This window comes from Novosphingobium cyanobacteriorum, from assembly GCF_029436685.1.
Lineage (GTDB): Bacteria > Pseudomonadota > Alphaproteobacteria > Sphingomonadales > Sphingomonadaceae > Novosphingobium > Novosphingobium cyanobacteriorum.
This window is the reverse complement of the sequence record NZ_JAROCY010000005.1, coordinates 1-15,173: the sequence shown is the minus strand read 5'-3', so window position 1 is coordinate 15,173 and position 15,173 is coordinate 1. Positions and strand designations below refer to the sequence as shown.

16 protein-coding genes are annotated in these 15,173 nt (G+C 66.3%); 10 read left to right on the top strand and 6 right to left on the bottom strand.

Features of this window, described 5'->3' with window-relative positions:
* Window position 1: 1 nt before the first annotated feature.
* Together POM99_RS06310 and POM99_RS06305 are read right to left on the bottom strand one after the other, a co-directional pair.
* Window positions 2-1,237: an acyl-CoA dehydrogenase family protein gene (locus POM99_RS06310; protein WP_277276011.1), complete on the bottom strand. Its 1,236-nt coding sequence runs from the start codon at window positions 1,235-1,237 to the stop codon at window positions 2-4.
* Between the two features lie 648 nt (window positions 1,238-1,885).
* Window positions 1,886-2,830 (bottom strand): hypothetical protein, encoded by a 945-nt coding sequence (locus tag POM99_RS06305; RefSeq protein ID WP_277276010.1) that lies wholly within the window; start codon window positions 2,828-2,830, stop codon window positions 1,886-1,888.
* 37 nt (window positions 2,831-2,867) lie between these two features.
* Here POM99_RS06305 and POM99_RS06300 point away from each other — a divergent pair, with 37 nt between their 5' ends.
* Window positions 2,868-3,377 carry an OmpA family protein gene (locus tag POM99_RS06300; protein WP_277276009.1) on the top strand — a complete coding sequence of 170 codons (510 nt, stop codon included), beginning with the start codon at window positions 2,868-2,870 and terminating at the stop codon, window positions 3,375-3,377.
* Window positions 3,378-3,389: 12 nt separating this feature from the next.
* Here POM99_RS06300 and POM99_RS06295 read toward each other — a convergent pair whose 3' ends face one another.
* The 4 genes from POM99_RS06295 to POM99_RS06280 all read right to left on the bottom strand — a co-directional run bounded on the left by POM99_RS06295 (window position 3,390) and on the right by POM99_RS06280 (window position 10,376).
* The gene (locus POM99_RS06295) at window positions 3,390-6,416 is read right to left on the bottom strand and encodes a CHAT domain-containing protein (RefSeq protein ID WP_277276008.1); all 3,027 of its coding nucleotides are present in this window, start codon (window positions 6,414-6,416) and stop codon (window positions 3,390-3,392) included.
* A gap of 377 nt (window positions 6,417-6,793) precedes the next feature.
* Window positions 6,794-8,278 (bottom strand): N,N-dimethylformamidase beta subunit family domain-containing protein, encoded by a 1,485-nt coding sequence (locus POM99_RS06290; RefSeq protein WP_277276007.1) that lies wholly within the window; start codon window positions 8,276-8,278, stop codon window positions 6,794-6,796.
* Between the two features lie 182 nt (window positions 8,279-8,460).
* Entirely contained in the window at window positions 8,461-9,318 is an 858-nt protein-coding gene (locus POM99_RS06285) for an SMP-30/gluconolactonase/LRE family protein (RefSeq protein ID WP_277276006.1), read from the bottom strand.
* A complete protein-coding gene (locus POM99_RS06280; RefSeq protein ID WP_277276005.1) occupies window positions 9,315-10,376 on the bottom strand; it encodes an aminotransferase class III-fold pyridoxal phosphate-dependent enzyme in 1,062 nt (353 codons plus the stop codon). The genes POM99_RS06285 and POM99_RS06280 overlap by 4 nt, the downstream gene beginning before the upstream one ends.
* Here POM99_RS06280 and POM99_RS06275 point away from each other — a divergent pair.
* From POM99_RS06275 to POM99_RS06235, 9 genes are all read left to right on the top strand, one after another.
* A complete protein-coding gene (locus tag POM99_RS06275; RefSeq protein ID WP_277276004.1) occupies window positions 10,361-10,609 on the top strand; it encodes a DUF6878 family protein in 249 nt (82 codons plus the stop codon). The genes POM99_RS06280 and POM99_RS06275 overlap by 16 nt on opposite strands.
* 3 nt (window positions 10,610-10,612) lie before the next feature.
* Window positions 10,613-11,011 carry a DUF6915 family protein gene (locus tag POM99_RS06270; protein ID WP_053556590.1) on the top strand — a complete coding sequence of 133 codons (399 nt, stop codon included), beginning with the start codon at window positions 10,613-10,615 and terminating at the stop codon, window positions 11,009-11,011.
* Entirely contained in the window at window positions 10,995-11,339 is a 345-nt protein-coding gene (locus POM99_RS06265; protein ID WP_053556493.1) for a hypothetical protein, read from the top strand. Before POM99_RS06270 ends, POM99_RS06265 begins: the two co-directional genes overlap by 17 nt.
* 19 nt (window positions 11,340-11,358) lie before the next feature.
* Window positions 11,359-12,054: a hypothetical protein gene (locus POM99_RS06260; RefSeq protein ID WP_053556494.1), complete on the top strand. Its 696-nt coding sequence runs from the start codon at window positions 11,359-11,361 to the stop codon at window positions 12,052-12,054.
* Entirely contained in the window at window positions 12,051-13,175 is a 1,125-nt protein-coding gene (locus tag POM99_RS06255) for a phosphoadenosine phosphosulfate reductase domain-containing protein (RefSeq protein WP_277276003.1), read from the top strand. Before POM99_RS06260 ends, POM99_RS06255 begins: the two co-directional genes overlap by 4 nt.
* A gap of 23 nt (window positions 13,176-13,198) precedes the next feature.
* Window positions 13,199-13,579 carry a hypothetical protein gene (locus POM99_RS06250; protein ID WP_053556495.1) on the top strand — a complete coding sequence of 127 codons (381 nt, stop codon included), beginning with the start codon at window positions 13,199-13,201 and terminating at the stop codon, window positions 13,577-13,579.
* Window positions 13,580-13,599: 20 nt separating this feature from the next.
* Window positions 13,600-13,857, top strand: coding sequence for a hypothetical protein (locus POM99_RS06245; protein WP_053556496.1), 258 nt, complete (start codon window positions 13,600-13,602; stop codon window positions 13,855-13,857).
* Window positions 13,858-14,040: 183 nt separating this feature from the next.
* Entirely contained in the window at window positions 14,041-14,583 is a 543-nt protein-coding gene (locus tag POM99_RS06240) for a hypothetical protein (protein WP_277276002.1), read from the top strand.
* A gap of 195 nt (window positions 14,584-14,778) precedes the next feature.
* Window positions 14,779-15,033 (top strand): hypothetical protein, encoded by a 255-nt coding sequence (locus POM99_RS06235; protein WP_053556498.1) that lies wholly within the window; start codon window positions 14,779-14,781, stop codon window positions 15,031-15,033.
* Window positions 15,034-15,173: the final 140 nt, after the last annotated feature.

Here is a 15,173-nt window from a genome sequence, read left to right as displayed (position 1 = left end):
GTCAGGAAGCCACCGCGAATGCCGTGCGGCCGACGGCATGAGCAGCATCTTCAAGCTGCAGGACGGCGTGGGTGCGCAGAACGTTGAAGTTGCGCAGGATGCGGGTGAGCGGGTGGCCTTCGCGCGCGGCTGTCGACGTGCCGCCGGCGTGGAAGACCAGCTGGAACGCTTCCCAGCCGAGCTGCACCGCCTGTACGGCAATGGAGCGCAGCCGCAAGGCGCGCATCTGGTCGAACGGTACGCCGTCGTCGTGCCATTCCTGCGCATATTCCATGAATTCGTGGCCTGCCTGGACGAGGGCCGCTTCGGCCGTGGAAACAAGGCGGAAGGCCGTGCCGAAATTGCGCTGGTGGATCGGGTCCGTCCCCTTTTCATGGTAGGGAGGGTAGGCTGACTTCTTCGTGCGCAGGATTTCCTCGTAATGATCAAGCGCGGCCCTTGCCGTGCCGACGGCGACGCAGGCCGTCTGGCTGATCAGGAAGGGTGAAATCGACGCGGAGTACATCGGATTGTCGTTGGTGGTGCAGGCGAGATCAAGCGGCTCTGCCCCGCGCATCATGCCATGGCAGCGCATCACGCGGTGTTCGGGGACGAAAAGGTCGTTGACCACGACGCGCTTCGATCCGGTGCCGCGCATGCCGATCACGTTCCAGTCATCGATGATCTCGAAGTCCTTGCGATCGATCAGGATCTGCGCCGGTTGCGGGCCATCGGCCGTCTCGATCATCACCAGCGGCATGAAGTGCGTGGAGATGTCGCAGCCCGAACCGTTCTGCCAGGCGGCGGTGACGCGATAGCCACCATCGACCGGCACGGCCTTCCCGGGCGGTGCGAATGAGCCCGAGGCGCGAAATTCGCCCGTCGTGCCATAGGCTTCGGCTTGCGCCTGTTCGGGGAAGCGGGCGAGCACGACCGGCTGTCCCGAGACCAGTGCCATGACCCAGCCCACATCGGTGCTGCCACGAGCGATTTCCATCATCACCTTGTAGAACGTGGGCACATCGCATTCGAGACCGCCGAAATTGCGCGGTTGCACGATGCGGAAGAAGCCTGCGCCATCGAGTTCTTCGAGCAGGTCCTGCGGGAGGCGACCCTGACGCTCAGCCTCGGCTTCCATGGCGCGCAGGCGCGGGCGGAGTGCGCGGGCACGTTCGAGCAGGGCCTTTGGCGTGATCGAGGCGAAGTCTGCCTGCGCGGGCGAGGCCGGATGATCTGCGGATAGGGCAGCGGATGCCATGCGTAATTCTCCCGCCTGTGCGCCTTGCTGACGCGTTATCGCTGGTAACGAATCACTTGTTATCAGTGGTAACTCGGTTGCGTCAAGCGGGGAAGCAGGCGCGCCAACCTCTTTCAGCGCTGGCTCCCCTGCAGCGTCTGGTCCGACGGCCTGGGGCATGCACGATGCCCTTGCGCACATGATGGCCATCGCAAGCAGGCGCGCACCTGCAGGCAATCCGCGTCACAGCCGGGATGGTCTGACAAATGTGCAGCAGGCGATGTGTTATCGTTGATAGCAGAATTGCAGGCCATCCGTCTGCCAACGGTAGTTTCGCCGGTCCGTCGTCGGAAAACTGGGCAGGTGGGGCGTGCATCAGCGGTGCGCGGGCCTCGTCCGGCGCGTGATGTCGGCTTGCGATCTTGCGATATCTCAGGCGCCGAGACTTGATGATCAGCCTTTTGATCCTTCGACGCTGCCTGACGATGTCAGGGCATTCATCGCTTGCGCAGAGGCACGCCAAAGACAGTGAGTTCAGGCGATGCGCGCCCTCGGTCGAGCTTTGCCGCGTGAAACAAGACCCCACTTTGGCAAGCTGGCTCGGCCCGCAGAACTCCCCCACCCTTCAACCAGGGGCCCACCGCTTTCGCGTAAGCTGCCCCGAGGGACCTATTGCTTGAGGTCCAGTTCCTCGATCTCGCACATCCCGCAGTCCGGTGCGGCCACGGCCATGTGTGCGCCGCGCTCGTCCCAGCGGATCCAGTAGTCGAAAGGTTCGCGCCGGGGGCGGGGCGTCCAGCCCTGCGGAGCTGACACCAGCAGCAATGACCGGCACGCCTCCTCGCCCTCCGGGCACGGACGCTGGCTCTCTTCGCCATCGGCGCCGTTCACGGTGCAAGTCGCGCGGTTCGCATCGAACAGCGCTTCGGGGCGGGCATCGCCGGTCAGGTCGGGCAGAAGGGCCAGCGCATCCTCGGTATCGGGCTCGCCCCCGCCCGATCGGCACCATGCGGCAAAGCCGTCACGCGCGGCGAGGGCGGGGGGCACGCGTTCTATCGCCTGCGGATCGGCCTGCACGATCGGCCCGGCATAGCCCCTGGCCTCGCCGGGGGGCGGTGCCTGCAGGAACCAGCCTGCGCCCGCTGTGCCGTCAGGCACCCAGGCAAAGGCATAGCGGCAGTCCTCGCTGCCGGTGGCCCCGCACAGCACCCCGTTGAGCGAGACCTCAAGGCGCCGGCCAGCCGCCACCGTGAAGTCCAGCGCCTGCAGCGCGAAGGCGCGGCGATAACGGCCGCCCTGCATGGTCCACACTTCCACCGGGCAGCCGCCGGTGCCGCACAGCATGCCGCTGGGAGCGGCGCGCATGTCCACCAGCCAGTCCTGCGCCCCACCCTGCGCCCCGATCTGTGTCTGCGGCCCGGTGAGTGACACAGGGCGATAGAGCCTGCGCGCGCGGGCGATCTCGGCCGCGGTCACGCCGCCTTCGCGCAGTTCGGCGGTCACGTCGGCGACCAGTTCGGCCGGGGGGGCGGATTGCGGCGGGGCGGCATGCGCGGGCGCTGGCACGATCGATATCGACAGCAGCACCGGCAAAAGGCATCTGGTGGGGCGCATGGGCATGATCCTGGCCTTAACGGGGGGCAAAACGGCGATGAAGCGAATGGGAAGGCTGGCGCAGGCGGCCGCGTTGGCGGTGGCATTGGTGATGGCGGGCACCGGCAACGCCGTGGCGCAGGCACCCGCCGTGCGCATCGAAAACGGACTGCTGGTCCTGCCGCAGGTCGTGCGCTTCGCCGAAAAGGGAGACACGCTTGCCGGTGAAAGCGAGGCCGCACTCGCCGCAGTGGTGCGGTTCCTGGCGGAGAAGCCCTCCATCACCCTGCTGCGCGTGGAGACCAACACCGCCGCGTTTGCGGATCCGCAGGCGAACATCGGGCTTGGCCGCGCCCGGGCGGAGCGGTTGGCGGCGTGGTTCCGCGATCATGGCGTGGATTGCGGCCGGCTGATCTTCGTCACCTTCGGGTCCGACAAGCCGGCCGGGCCACAGGGCAGCCCGATGAATGATCGCGTCGATTTCGCACCGGCCAGGCTGCGCAACATCGCGATCGGCGGGATGCCGGTGGACGGCAACGGCGTTACCGTGCAGGCGCCCTGCGGCTGAGCCCACGGGTTCTCAGCGCCCTTCCGCCGCCACCAGCACGAAGGGGCTCCACGCCGCCGGGTGCGCCCAGAACTCCTGCCAGGCGGGCAGGGGGGTGCCGTCGGGCCGCTTGCCCGTGCGCACTTCCGCCATCGCCGTGCGCAGCGCCTCCGCCTTGGTCATCCCCTGGCGTGAGAGGCGCATCGTCTCCACCGTCAGCACCGCGGTCACCTCGTCGGACACGCGCCAGTGGCTGGCCAGCAGCGCCCGCGCCCCGGCGTGAAGGAACGCGCGACCGAGGCCCGAAAGGCTCTGCGATCCCGGCGTGCCGTCGGATGCGGCGGTGTTGCAGGCAGACAGGATCACCCAGTCGGCATTGAGCTTCAGCTTGGATGCCTCGCTGGCGGTCAGCAGGCCGTCGTCGTCGGGCGAAGCCACGGCGGGCGGGGTGAAGACCAGCCCCGGTTCCGCCGCACGCCCCACTTCCTGCGGCAGCAGGCCATGCGTGGCAAAGGCCACGATGCCCGCCTGCGCCAATCGCGGATCGTGCTTCAGCGCGCCCTCGGTTGCCGCCTGGCCCAGCCGCAGCGCGCCTGGCGGGGTCTTCAGCGCCTCGGCCATGCGCTTCAGCTCGATCTCGGTGCCGGGCAGGGGAGATAGCTTGCGCAGCGCATCGGGGCTGGCCACGGTGATGCCCTGGATGCCTGAACGCAGGCGGCGGCGCCCGCCGCTCTCCACGCTGCGCGATCCGCCCTCTGGCCCCAGCAGGCTGGGCGCGCCATAGCCGACAAAGGGCCGCGCCGCGCCGCCTGTCGAGGCCGCAACCTTGGCCAAGCGCAGTGCGGAAACGGCCGGCAGCGTGATGAACGCATACTTGTCGCCCAGCCACTTCGTCTGTTCCAGCGTGTTCACGTCGCCCGCTTCGGCCTTGTCCTTGTCGGGGTCGAAGTCGGTCACCAGCAGCGGCAGCGGCACCCCGCCCAGCGGCCCGGCGATGGTCACGAAAACCCGCTTGGCCTTGCCCAGCCCCGGCTCCAGCGGTGCGAACAGGTTGCGATAGAGGGTAAAGGCCGCCGCCCGGTCAAAGCGGGGGAAGAAGGCGTCGATGCCCTTCAGCTCTTCATCGCCGCTGGCGGTCTGGTCCATGTCCTCGGCACGGGTGCAGCTCGCCTCGTCCACCCGGCAGCGCAGGCGGCGCACCAGGTCCGCCACCGGCTCGGTCGCGCCCATGCTGACGCGCAGAAGCGACTGGTCGGGCGAGATGACCAGCGCGTAGTAGTCCTTGGCGTTGGGCACCATCAGCACCAGCGCCTCGTCCGGCGCAAGCCGCGCCTGCACCTCGGCGATGGAAAGCGGCGCAGGCGAAACCAGTTCCTCGAACGCGGGGAAGCGCTGCTTCAGCTGCGCGTCCACCGTCGCCAGTTCCGCCGCCGCTGCGTCAAGCGCCTTGCGCTGCTCCACGATGCCCGGCGACTTTCCCTCGGCCAGCGCCTTGGACAGCGCATTGCTCAGCGCGCGGGCACGGGCGACCAGCTGCTGCTTGCGCGTGACCAGCTCGCCCAGCGGGCCATCGCCCGCCACCGATCGCGCCGCCGCCTCGGCCATGGCCTGCCCGGCAGAGGACTGCTCCAGGTCCTGCGCGGCGATGAACAGCTCGTTGCGCAGGGTCGCCTGCGCGCCCGCCTCGTCGCTCCCCTCGATCTTCCCGCGCGTCGCCTCGATCAGCGCGCCATAGGCCATCGACAGCGGATCGTGCGTCTTGCTGTCGCCCGCCACCGCGCGGGTCAGCGCCGCGCTCGCCGGATCGGGCGCGCTGTTGGCGTATCCCCCGGCCAACCGCGCATCGCGGTGCTTGCGGGCAATGGTCGCCGCCTCGCGCGCCAGTTCCAGCGCCTCGTCCGTATGGCCGCCCGCCGCCACCAGCGCGCGCGAAAGCGTGGTCAGCAGGATCACCAGGTCCGGGTGGTCGGGGTCCAGCTTGCGCTGGATCGGCACGCCATAGCGCAGCAGCGGCACCGCTTCTTCCGCCTTGCCCTGCCCCAGCAGCGCGGAGGCGAGGTTGTAGCGATACTTGGCATAGGTGATGTCGTCGTCCGTTGGCCCGTCGGGCAGCATCCCCTCATAGATTTCCAGCGCATAGCGGGCGTTCTGCTCCGCCAGCGCATAGCGGCCCTGGAAGTTCTGGCGGAACGCCATGTTGTTGTACGTGCGCGCCACGATGTGGATCGGCCGGCTGAAATAGCGGGTGCGGATCTTGTTCACTTCGTCGAAGTAGTAATCCGATTCCTCCACCTTGCCGATCGCGCCGAGCTGGTCGGCTTGGCACTCCATCAGGTTGGACAGACGGATCGCCGCGGCCATGCTCTGGAACGAACCGTTGTTGTTCTCGTCCGCACCGGTGGCACGCCACACCGCCTCCGCCCGCGGCGCGGCTCCGGCGGCCAGTGCGATGGCTTCTTCCGAACGGCCGAGCTGCCCGAGCGTCCAGCACAGTTCATAAGTGGCGGTGAAGGCATCGTTCGAATCCGCACCATGCGCCGCCACCTGCATGTCCAGCAGGTCGCGCTGCGCATCGGCCTGTTCGGACAGGTGCTGTGCATTGCCCAGGTATTCCGCCAGCGCCGATTGCAGCGCGATGCGGATCGCCGGGTCACCGGTGGGTGCGGCTGCCACGGCCCGGCGCAGCAGCGCCTCGCCCTCTGCCGGCTTGCCCTCTGCGCGCAGCAGGTCGGCCTCTTCGCCCGCCATCATCCGCGCGGAATAGCTGTCGGGCCCCTGGCGCGCCGTCAGCACCGCCCGCTTGCGCTCCAGCACGCGCCGCCGCCCGGCATTGTCCTGCAGGAAGAGGTAGGCGGAATCGAGCGTGGCGAGGCCGAAGTCCTCGTCATCCTCGCTCGGCGCCGGCCCCTTGGACACCAGCACCTCAACCAGCGGCGCCAGCTTGCCCACCATCTCGGCATTGTCGTCGGCCACTGCCGTCGCCAGCCGGTCGGCCAGCGGCCGCCACGATGCATTGCTGCCCCCGGTCACGGCCGGGGTCTGCGCCAGGGCCGCTGCCACCGGAAGTGCCGTCGCCAGCAGGATCGGAATTATCGAAAAACGTCCAATGCCGCGCATCGTATCAAGAGGCCCCCACCCCAAAGGGGACATCCCATGCCCCTTGCCTCACGGCATAGAGCGCCAGAATCGCCGCATCAACCGTGCATCCGGAATGCCAGGCCTGCACCAGCTGCGCTGTGATCGGTGACACATTGTCGTCAAAGGCTTCCGATCCGCCCAGCGAGGCGGTTTGCCGCGCAGCGCACCAGAACACGGGCCATCGAGATATTCTGCGCACCGTCTTATCGTGATGGGCCATTCCGCCAGAGCCTCAAACGGGCCCTGGTCGAGTTCCGACCCTGGCGCAGAAGGGCAACGCGGCGGCGCACCCGGCTCAGCTAGCCTGCGGAAAAGCGCCTGAGGACATTCATCGTTACCGTGTGGACCTGCTGGTCTGCCCGTGTCAGTCCCATGATCCATTCACACGTCCCGGCGGTGAACACTTCCCCCTTGCCCTTTCCGAAATGAACAATCATGCCCGAACCGCGTCGGCGTCGATCCAGGGCTTCCGGCGTGACCTCGCCGTCAATCGCCTGTGCCGCGAAGGCCAAATCCGCGTTACGGATGTAATACGCAGCTTGATCGTCCTGAATGACGTCTTCCGCCAGTGTAGCCGGGGCCATGGCCAGAATTTGCAGGTCATTCGGCGCGCCGTCCGCTCCGGTGGGGTATGGCAAACCCCGCTCGAACCCGTATTCCAGGCCGTCCACCTCGTAGCCGAAGACTTCACTGGCATCGCCCAGGATGTCACCATACCGCAGGCCGGTTCCGGCAAAGGCCCAGTGGCCCGGCTGGTAGGTGGTGAAGCCGCGCGTACCTGCTGGCGCGAAACCGCCCCATGAAGCATACATGCCGCGCAGGGCATTCACCCCGAATGTCTGGGCGCCGGGGCGGCTCACAAGCCGGTCTTCCCACGCGCTAGTCAGCAGATGGGCTTGATCGGTCCCCCGGACCGGGTCTTCACTTGCCGCATCGTACTTGTAGCAGATCTGGGTCCGTCCTTCGTCTTCGAGGCGAATCTGCCAAAGGAAGTTGCCTGCAAAGCGCGCGACCTTGCCCCCGCCCTCCACGAAATGATCAACGTGATCGCGCATCGTGGCGGACCAGTATTCATCATGACCGACGAATATCAGGCACCGATAGCCATCCAGCAGTTCAGGCCGATAGTGAAGGTCGGTCTGCGTGATCATGTCTATGGCAAGATTGTTCCGCTCTGCCCACACGACGAAATGACGATCGAACTGGGCCCATCCGGCAGCGCTGGCATATTGGCCGAAGCCATTGGCCAGGGCCCATTCCTTCATCCGGTACTGTGGCGGCGCAAGCGGTGGGCGATGGCGGTCGGAAACGATGCGCGGGGCACCCTCTGGCAGCCAGACAAGGCCGTGCCGCCATGGCCGCTTCAGGCTGAGAACCGGCGAATATCCGTCCCTGCCCTGGTAATGATTGGCGCCTCCCCAATCGTTGTATGCCGTCCAGGTTGCGGTTGGCAGCACCAGGAGAAACGGTGTGCGGCGGGGGCCGTGCGGACGGACAACGAAGAACTGCTGGTGCACGAAACGTGTCCCGTCGGGTCTTTCGCACGAGGCAATGACCCGAAAGAACCCGGACGCACAGGACGATGGCACGGTCCAGCGATAGGCAACCGGCCAACCGCAACCGAGCCGCACGACATCCTCGGGAATGGGGACATGGCGTCCCGGAATGGCTCCGGACTGATGCACCGATTGCGGCACGGCCCCGTCTCGGACGATTTCCAACGACCATTCGCGCGCCGTCGTGCTGGCGTGGAAAAGCACCTCTGCGCCGGGCGCATAGGACATCTGGTCAGTATAGACATGCACGTCGGGCCACATCGGGTTCTGCCCCGGGGCGTCATACCAGTGGCGGGCCATCCAGCCGTCGTCGGCTCCGCTCGCCCCGGACCTGCGCGATCCGACATTGACGACATTGCGGTCCGGAACCGGTGTGTTTCCCTGTGTTGCGCCCATCGCCCGCCAACCCGTCACAGATCCATGGTGACAAGCTTGCCCGGCAGGCCGAGCGTGATCCAAAGTTTCCCTCCGCCAACCGCAAGATTGGTGGGGTCGCTTCCCGCCTCCATCTCGATCGCGCGGACATGGCGCCCGCCCATGTCGACAACTGACACCCGATCGCCCAGACTCCCGGCGACGTAGAGCAGGTCCTCATGGATCAGGATCCCATCGGGCGCGGTACCATCCTCGAACTGGCACCACATGGTTGGCTGGCCCACGCGGTCGCCATGCCAGGGAAGCTTGATGATCGCCTTGAGCAAGGTCATCGCCACCAGCAAGGATCCGTCCGGATGGAAGGCCAGTCCGTTGGTGAAGCCGTAGAAATCCAGGAGGTGGGTTGCCGGCCCACCGATCGAGGCGGCAAACAGGCGCCCGCCCCCATAGCCCGGGATTCGGCCCTCGGTTCCCCAGTCCTCCACCTGTTCCCAGTTCTGCGGGTCAGTGAACATCACTTTCCCTTCGGGCGAAAAGACCAGGTCATTGGGACGCCAAGGCCCTTCGCCGGGCAGATCCGTCACGACATCCTCGACCAGCCCGTCCAGGCTCACGCGCTGGATGCGGCCGGTCACCTGGTTGTCCATCACCTTGACCGCGTGCAGGCCATCGGGGGCCACGCCTCCATTATTGGCAATATAGAGCGCACCGTCGGGGCCCAATCGCATGCCGTTGGGCGATCCGTCGAGCCGGGCGATCACGCTGGTCTCTCCCGCCCGGTAGCGGCGCACGCATTGGTGCAGCAGATCGACGAAGGCCACGCTCCCGTCCGGCAGGAACGCGGGTCCTTCGGGAAAGCCCAGCCCTTCGACGATCGTTTCGAACTTGCTCATGCCTTCCTCCCGCCACTTTCCACGGCCGCTTCCAGATTTTCCAGCGCCGCCCCCACGCGCGCCACCAGATCGTCGATCTGCGCTTCATCTATGATCATCGGCGGGCAAAAAGCGATGGCTTCTCCCAGTGCGCGCACGATCACACCTTCCGCCAGCAACAGCCGGCCCATCGTCTGGGCAAGGTGCCCTGCGCCATGATGGCTTGTCTTGCGGTCCTTGTCGGTCACGAACTCGATCGCGGCAAGCAGGCCCGTTCCGCGCACTTCGCCAACCAGCGGGTGGTCGGAATAGCGCTGCAATCCGGCCAGCAGGCGTTCGCCCATGGCTGCGGACCGGCCGGACAGATCCTCTTCCTCGATGATCCGGATGGTTTCCAGCGCGACTGCGCAACTGACCGGGTGGCCGCTGCTCGTGAAGCCATGGCCCAGGGTGCCGATCCGGTCGCTTTCGGCGGCGATCGGCTCGAACACCCGGTCGTTGATGAGAACGGCGGCCAGCGGCGCATAGGCAGAGGTCAGCTGCTTTGACACGATCATGATGTCCGGCGCGATTCCGAACGTGGTCGATCCGAACATGGTTCCGGTCCTGCCAAAGCCGCAGACGACTTCGTCGACCACCAGCAGGATGTCATGCCGTCTGAGCAGCGTCTGGATCTTTTCCCAATAGCCCGAAGGCGGCACGATCACGCCTCCGGCACCCTGCACCGGTTCGGCAAAGAACGCGGCGATCGTTTCGGGACCTTCGGCCAGGATCATTGCCTCAAGCTCGGCAATCAGGCGATCACTGAATGCCTGCTCGTCCTCGCCGGGCAGCCCCTCGCGCCAGAAGTGCGGACACCGCGTGCGCAGGATGCGCTGGGCGGGAACATCGAACGAGGTATGGTTGCCCGGCAGGCCGGTCAGGGCCGCCGCCGAAAGGGTCGATCCGTGATAGGCGCGGTCCCGAACGATCACCTTCTTGCGGTGCGGCTGTCCCAACGCGTTCGACCGATACCAGCCTGCAGGGACCAGCGGACCACGATGGCACCGCACCGGAACTGCCGATGCCCGAAATGCCATGCACGTCCTGGTCAGTTCCCTTCCGCGGCGACGCATTCGAGGTCGACACGACCTTCGCCCAAGCGATCGACGATCTCGGCCTCGAGATGCTGGCCCAGAAGCACAACGGTTGGGAGGACGGCGACGGCGCCTTCGGCGAGCTCACCATCGACATCGCCGCGCGCAAGGCCGTCCTCGAACACAGCGTTCGGATCACCGAGACCGAGTGCTTCACCCACGAATGGGAGGGCTGACCGATGTCGCACTGCTACTACCATTGCCTGTCGTCGGTTCGCCGCTGGGGCGGACGGGTCGAGGATTATCGGGCGCTTCACGACTGGTTCGACCAGTCCAAGGCGATCATCGCCGACCCCCGGCACCGTGCGCTGCGTCACCATGCCGAAGGCATCTTCATGCTGGAGACGATCTTCGGCCAGACGATCGTCAACAGCGACGGCCGCATCGTGCCGGTCCGCCTGATCGGCGAGCAGCACGTCATCGAGGATCTCGGACGCGTCCCCTCCTTCGCCGATTGGGCCCGCGAGATACGGCCCGCCAGCTGGATGCTCCGCGCGAATCCGCAAGGCTCGCCGGGCCTCGACCCCGACATCATCACCGTCACCGTGAAGGGAGAGGCCGATGCTGACCGACTCTGAGCGCTTCGCGTTCACCGCGCACCGCATCCACGCCTTCGAGACGACCGGCAACGCCTACGATGCGACGCAGATCGACGAGGCGATCGAGACCGGCGACACGCTGCTCGTACACGCCGAAGGCGTCGTCGCGGTCGCTATGACCTGGCCGTTCGCCATCACCACCGCGCACGGCCACCTGCACAGCATGGCGCCGTCGAAGGACGGCGACACACTAGAGATCGTCGCCGAATCGCTGAAGGTCGAGCCTGGCGCCATCCGCCGTGCGGCCGAGTTCGCGCGGCAGCTCGGTTTCGAAATCGACCCCGCCGTCGCCCCCCTTCTCGCCTGACGGCAACCGGAGACCCACCGTGGCAAACAACTATCTTCAGGCCGCATTCGCGGTCACCGTTACCGCGTCCGAAGCCCGCCTGATCGCCGCGGTCCAGCGCGCGATCGAGGCCATCGACAACGGCGTCGAGGGCGATGAAGCCACCGCCTTCGTGGCGGACCTCGGCCCCGAATTCGCGACCGCTTTCCCGGGCGGTGATGCCGACCCGTTCGCCGGCGTCATGACGATCTTTCCCGACGCGGATTTTCCCTGTCTCGACGCCGACATCACCATTGAGGACGGACCCGAGGCCGACACCAAGATCGTGAGCTTCACCGGTGACCAGTTCGGCGTCGAACAGGTCGCGAACCTGCTGTTCGCGTGCGCCAAGTCCGCGTTGCCGCTCGGATTCCAGTACGCCTACACCTGCGATCGGCTTCGCCACGACGAGTTCGGCGGTGGGGCCATCGTGATCACCCAAGCCGGGATCCGCTACCACAGCACATCCGATATCCTGCGCGCCGGCCTCGACGGCACACCTACCGACGAAGGCCGTTCGGGCTTCGTGCTCGCCACGCGCGACCCCGAGCATGGCTTGTCGTTCTGGAACAACGAAACCGGTTTCGGACGATTGGCTGAAGCGACCGTTTTTTCCAAGGCCGAGGCCGCCGCGTTCGACAAGCCGATTGCGCACGACGAACCCGAATGGCTCGCATGCCCGGCAGGGTCGCCGTGACCGCCGTCAACCGTATCGTCCTTCCCGCGGCCAGCGCAATCCCCCCAATCGCGCTCCCGCCGGAGATCGAGCGGGCACTGCGGGACGGTGCCTGGGCCGTATTCAACCTCTCGGGCGGCAAGGATTCCTCGGCCGCGCTGTTCGCGACCATGTTGGCGCTGGATGCCATCGGGCATCCGCGCTCCCGGCGCATAGCGGTCCATGCCGACCTCGGCCGCGCCGAATGGGACAGCACCCCTGATATGGTCGAAGCGCTGGCCGTGCGCGCGGGAATCCGGCTGCACGTTCGCCGCCGCCGCGGAGGTGACTTGATCGACCGCTGGGAACAGCGCTTCGCCAACGGGAAAGCCCGTTACGAGAATCTCGAGATCTACAACCTCATCGGTCCGTGGTCCTCGGCCTCACTCCGATTCTGCACGTCAGAGCAGAAGGCGCAGGTGCTTGGGCCCTTCCTCGCACGCGAATTCGCCGGCGAAACGATCGTCCAGATCATCGGCATCCGACGCGACGAGAGCGCCGCGCGCAGCAAGGCGCCGGAATGGAAGCCCGACGACCGCTTCGCGAGGCCGGGGAACGCCAACGGCACCGCCATGATGGTGTGGCACCCGATCGTCCATTGGGCGACCGATCAGGTCTTCGCGCTGCATGACGCCCTCGGGATCCCGCTCCACGAAGCCTACACCTGCTACGGCTCCACTCGCCTATCATGCCGCTACTGCGTGCTGCAGTCCCTGGCAGACGCCAAGGCGTCGGCTTCAGCGCCGACCAATCGCGAAGCGCTCTTGCAGTTGGTCGACCTCGAGGCACGCTCGACCTTTTCGTTTCAGCCCGCGCGATGGCTCGCCGACACCGCACCGCATCTGCTCCCCACGACGCTGCGGGCGGATATCGAGCGCGCGAAGCGCGACGCGGCCGAGCGCCGCGCGCTGGAGGCTGCGATGCCCGCCGATCTGCGGTTCTGCAAAGGCTGGCCACCCCGCCTGCCGACGCTCGACGAGGCAACCCGGATCGCGGCGTCCCGAGCATCGATCCTGGCACGCCACCGCCTCGACAATCGCTTCAGCGATGCCCGCGCCGTGCGCGGCCGCTTCGAGCAGCTGATGCTCGCCAAGCCCGCCTGATCCTCTCAACACGGAGAAGTCCCATGCCCGATATCACCGAACTGCCCGTCATGCGGGCGGCCGACGCAACCGCGATCGGCTTCGCACAGTTCAATGACGTTCCGCACAAGGTGATCGACATTCCCGACGGGGGATTCACCCTGACCACCAAGACGAGCGACGGCAATCGCGTCACCTTCTACTTCGGACCCTACGAGACCGGCGGCCCACCGGCGTTTATCGACATCCAGTACCACGATCGCGGCTCGACGATTCCGAACGCGAACGGCGGGCAGTCGCCCACCTTCGACTGCTTTGCCATCACCCGGGGCGGCACCCACGTCGTCGACAGCCGCAAGCTCGAAGAGGCCAAGAAGCCCTCGATCCTCGTGATGCTCCTCGAGCGCCTCGGAGCGCCGTCGTGAAGGAACCAGAGTATCACCGGATGATCGCCGCCCGCGATGCTGTCCGCGCGCGCCTTAACGGCTTGCAGGACCGTCTTCGCCGCGATGCCGCACGCTCCGCCAATTCGCCAGCGGCGCATCGTGGTGACAGCGGATGGCGCAAGACCGATGAGGTCGAATACCAAGATTCACTGGCGCGCCTGCAGCACGCCCATCGGTCGGACATCGGTGCGCTGACCGCCAAGCTGGACCGCCAGCAGGCGGCGATCCGAGCATTCATCATTCGCAACCCCAGCTGACGCGGACGAAAGGCAAGGGGGAACGGCAGATTGCTCCGGAACGGATGCAATAGCTCACAAGCGACAAGTAAACCGCCGCAAGCGACTGGATTGCCTCGCTTTGAGACAATCTGTTCGCAGTCGCACAAGGACTCTTGTCAATCGTGAATTTGTTCTGAACATACAGATCGAAAGGATACGGCAATGCACCGGGTCCACCACTTCGCTTCCTCCGCGGCGGCGCTGTCCGCGCTCCGCGACAATCAGGTTGAACCCCAAGACGTGCTTCTCGTCACAGACGAATGCGTCGTGGCAACGGCGGGGCCTACACCCTTCGCCGTGACTGTCGAGGCCGGGAGCTTCGCCGTCCTCGACGATGCTGCGGCCGACGACAACGGGATGATCGCCGGGGTACCGATGGACACCGTCGTCAAGGCCGTCGACGAAGCCGTTCGGCATTACATGCCGCTCGCCGATCCGTTCGTGCCTTACGCAACGCTTCCGCTGCGGTCGTCGGGATGTGCGCTCGCGCACAGCTTCACCTTCGACGAGATCCTGCTGGTCGCCGAAGCGATCAACCATCGGGCCCGCAGGTTTGCGGAGAAGCTCGCACAGTCTCCGGATGACCATGTCGCACGGTCGGTCTGGATCGCCAGCATCGCCCAGCTGGAGACGGCACGCCACAAGTTGCTCGAGGGCAGCTTCGGTCCAGGGGCGGGGGAGGGCTCACCGGCACTCCCAGCGTGACGCGCGGACCCGGCGTCGGTCAAGGATCGGCGGTCCCCCCAATTTTCACGTCGCGGTCTCTTGCGAGCCCGCCGCCTTAGAAAATCGGTTCCCCCACCGCCCGCCATGCGGCGCGACGGGCTGCGCCCGATCGCGTCCCTGACCTCCTGGTCCCGCGCGTCCTGCCGGAACCCTCGTCAGATCAAGGAGGTTACCATGACGAACATGCCAATCGACTTCTTCCGCGCGCTGCGTTCTGCTAAGATCAGTGCAGACGAAGCCCAGAAGGTGGTCGAAAGTCTCGAAGGACACATCGCCGTGAAGATCAGCGAAGCCAATGCCAGCCTCGTCGGCGAACTGAAATCCATGCGCAAGGACATGGGCACACTTCGGTGGCTGCAGGTTACCGCGATCTCGCTCAGCGTCATTGCTGGAACCATCGGGGGCTACGCCGCCGCGATCATCAAGTGATCCAAGGGGGCTTCGGCCCCCTCACATGGGAGTTCTCAGGTCAAGAGGCTGTGCGGTAGAGCGTGCAGCCTCTTTCCTTCCGCACAATCATATCTGTTCTACCTTGCCGGTTCGGCTGCCAGCCGCAGCAATGAACCAAA

What these genes read in the sequence shown, in the direction of transcription:
- POM99_RS06310 (WP_277276011.1), bottom strand. Translation starts at nt 1,237, where the DNA reads ATGGCATCCGCTGCCCTATCCGCAGATCATCCGGCCTCGCCCGCGCAG.
- POM99_RS06305 (WP_277276010.1), bottom strand. Translation starts at nt 2,830, where the DNA reads ATGCGCCCCACCAGATGCCTTTTGCCGGTGCTGCTGTCGATATCGATC.
- POM99_RS06300 (WP_277276009.1), top strand. Translation starts at nt 2,868, where the DNA reads ATGAAGCGAATGGGAAGGCTGGCGCAGGCGGCCGCGTTGGCGGTGGCA.
- POM99_RS06290 (WP_277276007.1), bottom strand. Translation starts at nt 8,278, where the DNA reads ATGTCCTATGCGCCCGGCGCAGAGGTGCTTTTCCACGCCAGCACGACG.
- POM99_RS06285 (WP_277276006.1), bottom strand. Translation starts at nt 9,318, where the DNA reads ATGAGCAAGTTCGAAACGATCGTCGAAGGGCTGGGCTTTCCCGAAGGA.
- POM99_RS06275 (WP_277276004.1), top strand. Translation starts at nt 10,361, where the DNA reads ATGCCCGAAATGCCATGCACGTCCTGGTCAGTTCCCTTCCGCGGCGAC.
- POM99_RS06280 (WP_277276005.1), bottom strand. Translation starts at nt 10,376, where the DNA reads ATGGCATTTCGGGCATCGGCAGTTCCGGTGCGGTGCCATCGTGGTCCG.
- POM99_RS06270 (WP_053556590.1), top strand. Translation starts at nt 10,613, where the DNA reads ATGTCGCACTGCTACTACCATTGCCTGTCGTCGGTTCGCCGCTGGGGC.
- POM99_RS06265 (WP_053556493.1), top strand. Translation starts at nt 10,995, where the DNA reads ATGCTGACCGACTCTGAGCGCTTCGCGTTCACCGCGCACCGCATCCAC.
- POM99_RS06250 (WP_053556495.1), top strand. Translation starts at nt 13,199, where the DNA reads ATGCCCGATATCACCGAACTGCCCGTCATGCGGGCGGCCGACGCAACC.
- POM99_RS06245 (WP_053556496.1), top strand. Translation starts at nt 13,600, where the DNA reads ATGATCGCCGCCCGCGATGCTGTCCGCGCGCGCCTTAACGGCTTGCAG.
- POM99_RS06240 (WP_277276002.1), top strand. Translation starts at nt 14,041, where the DNA reads ATGCACCGGGTCCACCACTTCGCTTCCTCCGCGGCGGCGCTGTCCGCG.
- POM99_RS06235 (WP_053556498.1), top strand. Translation starts at nt 14,779, where the DNA reads ATGACGAACATGCCAATCGACTTCTTCCGCGCGCTGCGTTCTGCTAAG.